Source organism: Prosthecobacter debontii, assembly GCF_900167535.1.
Taxonomy (GTDB): domain Bacteria; phylum Verrucomicrobiota; class Verrucomicrobiia; order Verrucomicrobiales; family Verrucomicrobiaceae; genus Prosthecobacter; species Prosthecobacter debontii.
Map to the genome: position 1 here is coordinate 13,279 of NZ_FUYE01000010.1, position 11,156 is coordinate 24,434.

Sequence of the window (11,156 nt, forward strand, 5' to 3'; positions counted from 1 at the left end):
CACAGAGCCGATTAATCCGAAATCTCCATCCCTTTATGATCTGGTTTCTCCGAATCTTTTTTCTCGTCGTCCTGATTTCCATGCTGGGAGTCACCAGTTGGGCCAGTTCTCAAGTGGCCCTCTGGAAGCTGCCGTTTGAGACGTGGACTCACCCGTGGTTTTTGGCAACACTGGCTGACGCCTACTGGGGGTTTTTGACTTTTTACTGCTGGGTCTTCTACAAGAGCAATCATTGGTGGAGCCGATTGCTGTGGCTGGTTGCCGTTCTTCTTCTGGGTAATATTGCGATGGCTGTCTATGCTTTGGTTGAGCTGTTCCGTCTGCCCTCCACCGCTCCCATCGAGGATCTGCTTCTTCGGAGGAAACGTTATGCCTGAGTCTCGACGCAGCTTGTGGCAGAAATGGGTCGTGCAGCCTGTGGTTCAGCAACTAACCCAGGGAACATCTCCTCACCAAGTCGCGCTGGCGATTGCGATGGGATTACTCATCGGCGTATTTCCCATCCTCGGCTCCAATACGCTACTGGCATTGTTGATTGGGATTCCATTGCGCCTCAATCAGCCGCTCCTTCAGGGATTCAAGACAGTCGCATACCCGCTGCAATGGATTTCATTGCTGGGCTTTTACCGGGCAGGTGAAATGATGTTTGGGGTGCCCCATGTCAGCATCCACATCCCGACCATGATGGAACGGTTCTTCACTGAACCTGGTCCATTTTTCCGAGACTACGGCATGACGGCCCTCTACGGCATCGCCGTCTGGTGCCTGATCGCACCACCTTGCGTGATCCTACTTTACGCGATCTCCAAACCTCTGGTGGAAGCCATCGCCAAGAAACTTCCAGCTAAAAAAACAATCCTGGTCTGAACTTCACTTTTTGTTCGTCATGATGATTCTCTCTGCCCTCTTTCTCTTGGCTCTTTTCGCTATTGTCTGGAGGCTGAGCGTCAGAAGCAACAATTACTCCTGGGTCGATGTCGCTTGGGCCATGTCGTTCGCCCCGGTGGCACTCGGATATACCTTGGGGGGGGACGGTTGGCTGCCGCGTCGCCTTGGTGTTGGGCTTCTGGTGGCTGCATGGAGTCTGCGTTTGGGCCTTCATTTATGGTGCCGAGTGGCATCCCATCATCCCGATGAAGACCCTCGCTATGCAGTGCTCCGTGAACGCTGGAAGCAAGGATTACAGAGAAAGTTCTTCTACTTTTTTCAGGCTCAAGGCGTCCTGGTTTGGCTGCTTACCCTACCCGTTGCTCTGATTGTTCAGCGCACATCCACCTCGTTCCATCTTCTCGAATGGGTAGGATTGACCCTCTGGTTCATTGCTTTACTGGGTGAAGGCATTGCTGACGCTCAACTGGCGCACTTTAAACGCACCTCCTCTCACCGTGATGCTGTATGCCAGAATGGCCTTTGGCGCTACAGCCGTCATCCGAACTACTTTTTCCAAAGTCTTCTCTGGTGGGGCTTGTTTTTAATGGCCTTACCTTCGCCTTGGGGGTGGTTGTCCATCCTGGCCCCTTTGTCCATGCTGCACTTTTTGTTAAACGTGACGGGTATTCCTTTGACGGAAAAGCTGTCGGTGCAGAAGCGCGGTGATGTTTACCGCGAATACCAACGGACGACCAGTGCCTTCATCCCCTGGTTTCGCCGTGCTTAACAGGTCTTCTTCTTTACGTCTCACACGCCCCTACCCCCATGATCAATCTCAACGACCTCCTCGCGAAGGACTTACTTCCTGATGCAGCCATCCGTTTCGGTATTCGGCAGCGACTGGCTAACACGCTGCGTAAGCACCGCCAGCCTAATCTGGAGGCTCAGCGCGCGGCTCTCCTACGACACGTCAACGAGTTAAAAGCAAGTCCTGTGGCGATCGCTACCGACGAGGCCAATCAGCAACACTATGAGGTTCCGACTCGCTTTTACCAGCTTTGCCTGGGGCCTCATTTGAAATACAGCAGCGGCTATTGGCCGGCCCCAACCACCACCTTTGAGGAGTCGGAGGCTCACATGCTGCGCCTGACTTGTGAGCGAGCCGAATTGCAGGATGGACAGAACATCTTGGAGCTCGGTTGTGGCTGGGGATCACTTTCTCTCTGGATGGCGGCTCATTATCCGAACGCCAAAATCACCAGCGTTTCCAATTCCCGCACCCAAAAAGAGTTTATTGATGCTGAAGCGGCCAAGCGAGGTCTGACCAACCTCACCATCGTCACGGCAAACATGATCCACTTTCAGGGTGTCGGCGATGGCGTCTTCGATCGCTGTGTTTCGGTGGAAATGTTCGAGCACATGAAAAATTATCAGGAGCTCATGCGCCGCATCTCCACTTGGCTGAAGCCTGGCGGTAAGCTGTTCGTGCATATTTTTACTCATCGTGAGTATGCCTACCATTATGAGGTCACGGGCGAAGATGATTGGATGGCCCGCTACTTCTTCACTGGAGGTCAGATGCCCTCCGATGATCTTCTGCTCTATTTTCAGGACCATCTCAAAATCGACGATCACTGGTGTGTCAGTGGCATTCATTACAGCAAGACTTCCGAAGCTTGGCTGGCCAACATGGATGCGAATAAAGCGGAAATCATGCCTCTCTTTGCAGAGACCTATGGGGCTGATCAGGCCGTGAAATGGTGGGCTTACTGGCGCATCTTCTACATGGCTTGCGCAGAACTTTGGGGCTACCACGAGGGCGAGGAGTGGCTCGTGTCTCACTACCGATTTACCAAACCTATCCCTTCGGAATCTGCATGAAAACGATCCTTGGACTTCTCTTGTTTGCTAATTGGGTGTCGGCAGCTGACCTCTCGACCTTGATCCAGCGGGGCGATGTCTATGATCAGCAGTTACAACCAGATAAAGCCCTGCAATATTATCTGCCCGCCGAAAAACAGGCTCCCACGAATGCCTCCCTGCTGGTGAAAATCGCTCGGCAGTATGTCTTTCGCATGGATTCGCTGAAGACTTCGGCTGAAAAACTAGCTTTAGCACAAACAGCCTTGGGGTATGCCCAACGAGCCGTAAAAGCTGCCCCCAAGGAAGGAGACGGCTATCTTTCCATGGCCATCGTCTATGGGAAAATGACGCCCTTGCTGGGCAACCGCGAGAAAATCGAATTGTCTAAAAAGATCAAAGAAGCCTCTGAGAAAGCTGTTCAATTGGCCCCTCAAAACGATTACGCTTGGCACATGCTGGGTCGCTGGCATCAAGCTTTAGCAGGTATGGGAAGCCTCACCCGCAGTTTAGCTCAGTTGGTTTATGGTGAGCTCCCTGAGGCGTCGCACGAAGAAGCCATACGATGCTTCAAAAAAGCGATCCAACTCAATTCAGAACGTCTGATTCACTACATTGAGTTAGGCCGGACATATGCCCAGATGGGGGATACGGCTCAGGCTCGCCAATGGATTGAAAAAGGCCTGGCGATGCCCAACCGTGAAAAAGACGATCCAGAAACCAAATCACGAGGCAGACGCACCCTCAATAGCTTGTGAACCCGCCAAAAGACGAGATCACAAGAAGGTAAAACTCGATATCTATCGAAGCCGATTAACCGCGCCTGAACAGGAAGAACTCCAGGCTATCCACCAGGGCCTGCCAACTGGCGTCGATCACGTTGGTGGAGACCCCCACGGTGCCCCAGGTGCGGGTGCCGTCGCTGCTGACCACAAGCACGCGAGTTTTGGCCGCTGTGCCACTGCCACTGTCGATGATACGCACCTTGTAGTCTTCCAAACGAACTCGGGCGATTTCAGGGAAGTGCGGCAGCAAGGCTTTGCGCAGGGCTTTATCGAGAGCATTCACGGGGCCGTCACCTTCATCCACGGTGTATTCCGCATTGCCGTTGACATGAATTTTCACCGTAGCTTCGGTGGTTTCAAGGCTCGCTCCGGGATGATGGCGATGCGTCGTGTGATATTCGATGAGATCAAAGATCTGGGTCTGCTGACCGAGCTGTCTGCGGATCAACAGTTCAAAGCTGGCCTCGGCCGCCTCAAATTCGAACCCTTCACTTTCCAGGTGCTTCACGGTGGACAGGATCTTTTGCACCTCGGGGCTGCCCTTGGCCAAGGCAACGCCCATGGTCTCGGCCTTCATCAGGATGTTGGATTGGCCCGACATATCCGAGATGGTGATGACACGTTCGTTGCCGACCAATGAAGGATCCACGTGCTCATAGGTTCGAGCCAGTTTCTGGACGGCATGCACGTGCAAACCGCCTTTGTGCGTGAACGCGGCTATACCGACGTAAGGGGCGCGGATGTCGTGCGGAACGTTGGCCAATTCATCCACGAAGAAGGCCAGATCACGCAGACGTGTCAGGTCCAAGCCCAGGTTGTAACCCATCTTGAGTTGGAGGTTGGGCATCACCGTGATGAGGTTGCAGTTCCCCACACGTTCACCGTAACCATTGATCGTGCCTTGCACCTGATTGGCTCCGGCGCGGACTGCGGCTAAGGCATTGGCCACGCCGACTCCACCATCGTTGTGCGTGTGAATGCCGACGGGGCAGCCGAGATGAGTGATGACTTTGCGGGTCACTTCCTCCACCCATTCAGGCAAGGCACCGCCATTGGTTTCACAGAGCACGACGAGATCAGCCCCTGCATCTTTGGCAGCTTTGACGGTCTTCAGCGAGTATTCGGGATCTTCGCGGAAACTGTCAAAGAAGTGCTCAGCATCGTAGAGCACTTCACGGCCATTCTTTTTCAGATAGGCCACCGTATCGGCAATCATGGCGAGGTTTTCCTCCAAGCTCACTTGGAAGACCTCGGTCACATGCAGAGGCCAAGTCTTGCCCACAATTGTCACTGCAGGAGTCTGTGCGTCCAGGAGCATCTGCACCTGAGGATCCTCCTCCACCTTCATCTTACCGCGCCGTGTCATGCCGAAGGCGGTGATCTTCGCATTCTTCCAGGTGCGCTTGGCGGCTTCTTGGAAAAAGGCCGCGTCTTTGGGGTTAGACCCCGGCCAACCGCCTTCGATGTAATGAACGCCAAAATCATCGAGCCGCTCGGCCACACGGATTTTATCGAGAGTGCTGAAGGAGATGCCGGTGCCCTGGGTGCCATCACGCAGGGTGGTATCGTAGATCGTAACAGGAACGGACATGGAAATGAGAAAAGGAACTCAGGGGGACGAAACGTATCAAAGAGGAGTCACCACCAGATGTTAAAAAAACGCTCCATCCAGCGGAACGCAGGGGGCAGTTGCTCAGATACAGCGCCGACTGGCGCGGAGACAACGGACCGTGACGGACTCCAAAGGCTGCGTTACGCGCAGAGGAGCCCGTTGATAATTCGAATCACGAAGATGGCCGGTTGGCTTGCCATGAGGGCGCGGAGGATACTCATCCGAAGGCCCTAGGCAAGCCTTGCTTTGACTAAATTTGCCCAGGCTTTTTCACTTGGCTGGATACAGAGAGAGCACCCATTCTCCAGCCCGTTCATACCAAAGTCCGACGGGTAAATCGGTCTTTTTCATGCCGAAGCCGTGACCGCCATCGCTGTAGATGTGCAGTTCAGCAGGCAACTTCTGTTTTTTGTATTCCAGATAGATCAGGGCACTGCCAGCAGCACTGTGGGGGTCATTGCTTGCATGAATGAGGCACATCGGCGGGGCTTTATCCGTCACCTTGATCTCTGGCACCAATTGAAACTCCTGTTCCCCCTTGCCGACGAGGTAAGCTGGATAGACCGGGATGGCAAAGTTCGGCGTCGCATCCGCCACATCCAAAGCAGGATCTTGCTCATAGGTGCGATCATTGGCGTGCAGGCTTGTCATCACCGTCAAGTGACCGCCAGCCGAGAAGCCGAGAATCCCAATGCGATCGGGCTGAAAACCAAACTCCGCCGCGCGATGGCGCAGAATGCCGATGGCACGCTGAGCATCTTGAAGAGGAGCCTTGCTAGGGTCGGTTTCATCTCGGCGAGGCACGCGGTATTTCAGCAAGATGGGGGTAACGCCGATGCTACGGAAATAGTCACACACCAGGGTGCCCTCGTGCTCGATGGCGAGGATGCTGTAACCACCGCCAGGGCAGACTAGCACGGCGGTGCCATTGGGTTTATCCACGGGATAAACGGTGATGGTGGGATCGGAGACATTACCCAAACGTTTGATGCCGTCGTCTTTGTCTTTTTTGATGTAGGCTTCAGGCTCGATCTTGAAGCCCTCTTTTTCAGCCGCTCCTTGGGGCCAAAGCTTGATGACCACAGGGTCTTCGGCAGGTGCCAATGCGGCAAAGCCAAGCGAAAGAATGGATAGCGTGAGCAGTCTTTTCATGGTGGAAATGCAGCTAACGGAGGCCGCACCGTTATTCACGCGCAAAAATCATCAGTAAAGATTTAGAATTTAAGTTGCGCGCAGCTCAATGCGAGCCATTATCTCAGCCCGCTCGAAACCAACCCGGTTCTTCCGAGCATCGGGGCGTAGCTCAGCCTGGTAGAGCGCTTGCTTTGGGAGCAAGAAGTCGTCAGTTCGAATCTGGCCGCCCCGACCATTCAGATGAATGGTTTCTAATCTGAAATTTCAGGTTACTGAATGTCCGCTCTCTACGCTGCTACTCTCTCCGCCTTTAAAACCCAAGGCTGGCATTACCGCGAAGTCCAGGGCATGGAGGTTATCGAATCTGAGTTCGAAGCTCATCACACCAAAGTTCCTCTGCATGTGCAGATTTACGGCGAGGCTCATGTGGCCAGTGTGGTATCCACGGCTTCCATCCAAGTTCCCACGACACATCGTCTTCAAGTCGTAGAACTGCTCATGCGCACCAACAAGGAGCTCAATCTGGGCAACTTCGAACTCGAGTGGGATGAAGGCGTGGTCATGTTTCGCGTGGCGAACATTTTCCCCCCCCATCGTTACGACGAACGCATCCTCGCGAACATGGTGCATAGCGCCATTGCCGAGATGGATCGTCTCACACCCTTCCTGGGAGAAATCTGCCAGACTCCCAAAGGCGAACTGCTGCTCGTGAGGGTAAAGGATCTGATGAAACGAGAAGATCTGCTGCCGCCAGCCCTCGAAGAGCAGGCTTGAGTCCACATGCGTCGGGGAGTATCCTGATTCTGCCATGTCGGTCACTACCCGCTTCGCTCCCAGTCCTACAGGATGGCTGCATTTGGGGCATGCCTACGCAGCGCTCTTTGCTGAAGAGCAGGCGCGGCGAGAGGAGGGACGTTTTCTCATCCGACTGGAGGACATTGACGGCACCCGCTCCCGTCCCGAATACGAAACCGCTCTCTTTGAGGATCTGGAATGGCTCGGACTTTCGTGGGAACAGCCCGTGCGGCGGCAATCCGAACATGAAAGTGATTACCGCCAAGCGTTGACTCAACTCGACTCTCTGGGGCTGCTTTACCCCTGCTTTTGCACCCGACGAGAAATTCAAGAGGAGATCGCCCGTGCAGGCCAGGCGCCACACGGCCCGGATGGTCCGCTCTACCCCGGAACTTGTCGGAATCGGAACCTCTCGGAGTGTGCTGATCTCATCGCCAGCGGACAGCCCTACGCACTGCGGTTGAATGTCGAAAAGGCCATTCATCTCGTGAATAAAACGCTCACCTGGGAGGATGCCTCGCGTGGGGTTCAAGAAGCCCAGCCCGCGATTTTTGGTGATGTGGTCCTGGCTCGAAAAGATACACCGGCGAGTTATCACCTGGCGGTCGTCGTGGATGACGCACTCCAGGGCATCACCTTGGTGACCCGTGGAGAAGATCTCTTCGAGGCCACCCACCTGCATCGTCTGCTGCAAGAGTTGCTCAAGCTCCCCGTGCCGCGCTGGCATCATCATTCCTTGATCACCGATGACGCAGGCAAACGACTCGCCAAGCGTGACGATGCACGCTCCTTGCGCTCGCTCAGAGACTCGGGCTGGACTTCCGACGATGTCCGGGCCGCCTTAGCGCGGAGCGCCTAACCAACGACGCAAAAACGCAAAAGTCCCTGCACCGTTGATCGTATGGGGACCCTCGAAGTGCTCGATCTCGGTGCGCTCCCCGATGCCCAGTTGATTGTAAAGCTGGCGCACTTTGGCGTATTCGTAGTTCACCCACTCGTCCACCCCCACACCATCGCGATGGCCACGCTCCACCATGAACGGGCGCGGGGCGATCAGTGCGGCCATCTCAGCGTAGTTGAAGGTGCGGCCCAGGTTCCATTCCCAGATCTCATATTCGCCAGTGAAGACATAGCTCAAGGGCAGATCCGTCGTCGCGCATTTCCGCACCCATTCATTGAAGTCGCCGGAGCAAATGCTGAGGCAATATCCAGGCAACGCCGCAGGGATGCGCATCGCGCTTTTGCCCCCATAACTGAGTCCATAAAAGGCGATCTTATCAGGCTGCACATAGGACTGGGTTTGCAGCCATTCTAAAAGGCGTTGGTGCTGGCCGATGATGACCGAAAAGAGCGACTTGCCGAGTGGATTCAGCTTCCGTTGCAGCGAGCGAAAGGCATCGCCTCCGCGATAAGGATTGTGCGGTGCAAAGACGATATACCCCTGCTCCGCCAGACGCAGGGCAAAGGCTTTGTAGGCCTTCCAGGCGCGAGTCGTTTCATCCGTCTCGAAGCAGTGCTCCGGCAGTCCCTCCAAACCATGCTGACAGACAATGACCGGGCGTTTTTCTCCGGGCTTCAGATCTTTGGGAAGAGCCAGCCAGCCCCACGCAAACACATCGGCCCAGACATCCAGCGTGACTTCGTAAAGGCTCACCGAATCCGTCTCCCGCACCACTCGACTACGCGGATTCATCGGCACATCGGGATCTGGGAAACGACCCAAAACGTCACTCCAGAAACGCTCCCGCTGAGGCTCCATCGCGGCCTCATACGGCTTCACGTCGCCTAAGGGCATCGGTTTCCAGAACTGCGCTTTCCTTTCGGCCTCGGTCGTGATCAGCAATCGCTGGGTGAAAGCCTCCATCTCACGGACAAGATCGCGCTGGGCATTGACGAGCGGCTTCACATGAAAGGTGTCACCGCGCGGTGAATCTGCGATTGCTTGCACCATGGCCTCTCCAGTCTCCCCCGGGAAGAGATGTCGAATGATGTTCTCGTTGGGTTCTTGATCTCGAACGAGCTTGACCCACCCTTGAAAAGCCGGGACCAGAGCTTCAGCTCGCTGCACCTCGTCCTGCACCGCCGCAAACTCAGGGATCACCACGCCACCCGGAGCTGCCATAGCTCGCGCCCCCTTGGCTGCCGCTGGCGGTCCTTTCACTTTCGGAAATCCGGCATGCTGAATCACCAACGGGCGCGGAGCGATCATGGCCGCCAATTCAGCGCCCCCAAACTCGCGCAATAAGCCGAAGACATTGCGATAGATCGGCTGCTGCCACAGGTCTTCGAGCGGGCCAAACGATCCCCACAGATAGGTCGAGGTGATGCGCGAATCGAGAGCCCCCGCAAACAGCGCTAAGCTGCCCCCTTCCCCAAATCCGGCCACGCAGATCGGCAACTTCTCAGGCTGCTGATCGAACCAATCCACAACCCCCAGCACCTTGTGCAGCTCGTAGCCAATGATATGGCGTCCCAGGATGAACGACTGCCGGTAGATCCATTCGCGATGCGGAATGTTGGTGTGAATCCCCAGTCGGTCACTGCCTGAAAAGTCCGCCTCGCGTGAGGCTAACCGAGGAATGACGATCTCCGCTCCTGAATACACCAGCGCGGCTTCCAGCAGCTTTTCCGGCGGTGTATCCGCATCCGGGATGCAGACGATCCGAGCTAAGACTTTCCCCTTGGGGCGAATCCACAGCCCTTCCCCATGCACGCCGTCTAGCACCTGCCAGCGCACGCGTTTGACAGTCACGTTAGCCGTTTCCACCACCGTCTCTGAAGTCTCTGTGTCCGCCACGATCTCCAGGGCTTTCACGGGCAGCCTCTCATCCACCAGCCCGAGCCTCTCTTTGAGACGCTCTCGGTTAGGTTGGATCGAGGTTTCGTAAGCCTGCGGCGATGACAGATCCCTTTTCCACAAAGCCTCGCGCTGACTTCTCGACGCTTCGGTTTCCCGCAGTAGGAAACGATCCATGCCTGCGACCATCGCCGCCGAAAAATCAGCTTCCGGCGCCAGCGGTGCCGTGCCAGGCAACTGAAGCGCCGCCGCAGCGAAGAAAGGCAGTAAATGCATTCCCCTTCTACGGAGTTACCAAGCCGATACTCACAAGGATCTCGGTTTTCAATGAGCAGTTTTCAGGCTCTGTCCCTGGAGGCATGAACCCAGGACTCAAAGAGGAGTCAACCACTCATGGCCACTGATCGACACTGATGGATGTTCTTTCAGCCATGAGTGTCCATGAGTGCCGATCAGTGGTTCATCATCGACTTGGGCACGCGCTCACTCCCGCGCCAGTCCAACCTGCTACCACCTCGGAGAACGGACAGCCGCGAGGACGCCGCTGTCTGCACGCGGGACGCGTGCGCTCCCGTTCCCTGATCACCGCCTCACCAAGCTGCCAACGGCGCGGCGCGCTTTTTAACCATGGCCAACCATCGCTAACGTGAGCGCAGCGAACAGCTCACATCACCGTCACCACCGTCTCTGGGCTCGATACAAGACGGGCTAGCTCACCCAAACGCATATCGGAACCGCCTAATCACCCTCAACCCTTGCCATATCTCCAGCGTGGATCGCAGCCCCGCCGTAGGACGGGTTTGTCCGGCATTGGATCAGCCTCTCTCGCTGGATCAAGGTGCCGAATAACCCGTCTATTCGAACGACGTGAAGAGGCCTCAAGACCTTCGCCCCTAGGACCAAGGCGGAAAAGAGCCTCCTTCCCACTTCCCCATCCAAGGGCTGCCACCTCCCTAGGAGCCGGGTTATCCGGCCACGAGGCACAAGAAGAAAAGCCCCTCCGCAGCCGGACAAACCCAGCCTACGGGGGACCGCTGTGTGCACGTCTATTTGGTCACTCTGCATCGCTCCACGGGCACCCGGCACTGCTCCACGGGCACCCGGCATCATGCCGCCTGAGACTGAAGACCCCTTATTGAGACTCCAAGCCCTCCTTGATGAGAATCCAGCCCCGTTATTGAGAACCCGGGCTCCGTCCTCTGTCTTCCGACCTCCGCGCCTCCGCACGCGAGATCATTCGTTCCCGCACGCGGGATCATTCGTCATTCGTCATTCGTCATTCTTCTTCCCTTGCCACCCCAAC

10 protein-coding genes and 1 tRNA gene are annotated in these 11,156 nt (G+C 55.9%); 8 read left to right on the top strand and 3 right to left on the bottom strand.

The features are described from left to right. The first annotated feature begins 35 nt into the window (after positions 1-35). The 5 genes from B5D61_RS15145 to B5D61_RS15165 are packed head-to-tail and all read left to right on the top strand — an operon-like array spanning position 36 to position 3,488. Positions 36-377 carry a DUF1475 family protein gene (locus B5D61_RS15145; protein WP_078814255.1) on the top strand — a complete coding sequence of 114 codons (342 nt, stop codon included), beginning with the start codon at positions 36-38 and terminating at the stop codon, positions 375-377. Continuing rightward, positions 370-867 carry a DUF2062 domain-containing protein gene (locus tag B5D61_RS15150; RefSeq protein ID WP_176159464.1) on the top strand — a complete coding sequence of 166 codons (498 nt, stop codon included), beginning with the start codon at positions 370-372 and terminating at the stop codon, positions 865-867. The genes B5D61_RS15145 and B5D61_RS15150 overlap by 8 nt, the downstream gene beginning before the upstream one ends. Positions 868-886: 19 nt before the next feature. Next, entirely contained in the window at positions 887-1,657 is a 771-nt protein-coding gene (locus tag B5D61_RS15155) for a DUF1295 domain-containing protein (protein WP_078814257.1), read from the top strand. Between the two features lie 38 nt (positions 1,658-1,695). Continuing rightward, positions 1,696-2,751: an SAM-dependent methyltransferase gene (locus B5D61_RS15160; RefSeq protein WP_078814258.1), complete on the top strand. Its 1,056-nt coding sequence runs from the start codon at positions 1,696-1,698 to the stop codon at positions 2,749-2,751. Beyond that, the gene (locus tag B5D61_RS15165) at positions 2,748-3,488 is read left to right on the top strand and encodes a tetratricopeptide repeat protein (protein ID WP_078814259.1); all 741 of its coding nucleotides are present in this window, start codon (positions 2,748-2,750) and stop codon (positions 3,486-3,488) included. The genes B5D61_RS15160 and B5D61_RS15165 overlap by 4 nt, the downstream gene beginning before the upstream one ends. A 55-nt stretch (positions 3,489-3,543) precedes the next feature. On the opposite strand, the gene cimA is transcribed toward B5D61_RS15165, so the two are convergent. Both cimA and B5D61_RS15175 read right to left on the bottom strand, forming a co-directional pair. Then, the gene (gene cimA / locus B5D61_RS15170) at positions 3,544-5,106 is read right to left on the bottom strand and encodes a citramalate synthase (RefSeq protein ID WP_078814260.1); all 1,563 of its coding nucleotides are present in this window, start codon (positions 5,104-5,106) and stop codon (positions 3,544-3,546) included. A gap of 291 nt (positions 5,107-5,397) precedes the next feature. After that, entirely contained in the window at positions 5,398-6,279 is an 882-nt protein-coding gene (locus B5D61_RS15175; protein ID WP_078814261.1) for an alpha/beta hydrolase, read from the bottom strand. Between the two features lie 140 nt (positions 6,280-6,419). Here B5D61_RS15175 and B5D61_RS15180 point away from each other — a divergent pair. The 3 genes from B5D61_RS15180 (at position 6,420) to gluQRS (ending at position 7,915) form a co-directional block, all read left to right on the top strand. Further along, a tRNA-Pro gene (locus B5D61_RS15180) sits at positions 6,420-6,496 on the top strand. Positions 6,497-6,537: 41 nt separating this feature from the next. Further along, a complete protein-coding gene (locus B5D61_RS15185; RefSeq protein ID WP_078814262.1) occupies positions 6,538-7,035 on the top strand; it encodes a YbjN domain-containing protein in 498 nt (165 codons plus the stop codon). Between the two features lie 34 nt (positions 7,036-7,069). Then, positions 7,070-7,915, top strand: a complete 846-nt coding sequence (gene gluQRS, locus B5D61_RS15190; protein ID WP_078814263.1) for a tRNA glutamyl-Q(34) synthetase GluQRS — start codon at positions 7,070-7,072, stop codon at positions 7,913-7,915. On the opposite strand, the gene B5D61_RS15195 is transcribed toward gluQRS, so the two are convergent. Beyond that, on the bottom strand, positions 7,898-10,129 hold the full coding sequence (locus B5D61_RS15195; protein WP_078814264.1) for an alpha/beta hydrolase family protein: 2,232 nt from the start codon (positions 10,127-10,129) through the stop codon (positions 7,898-7,900). The genes gluQRS and B5D61_RS15195 overlap by 18 nt on opposite strands. Positions 10,130-11,156: the final 1,027 nt, after the last annotated feature.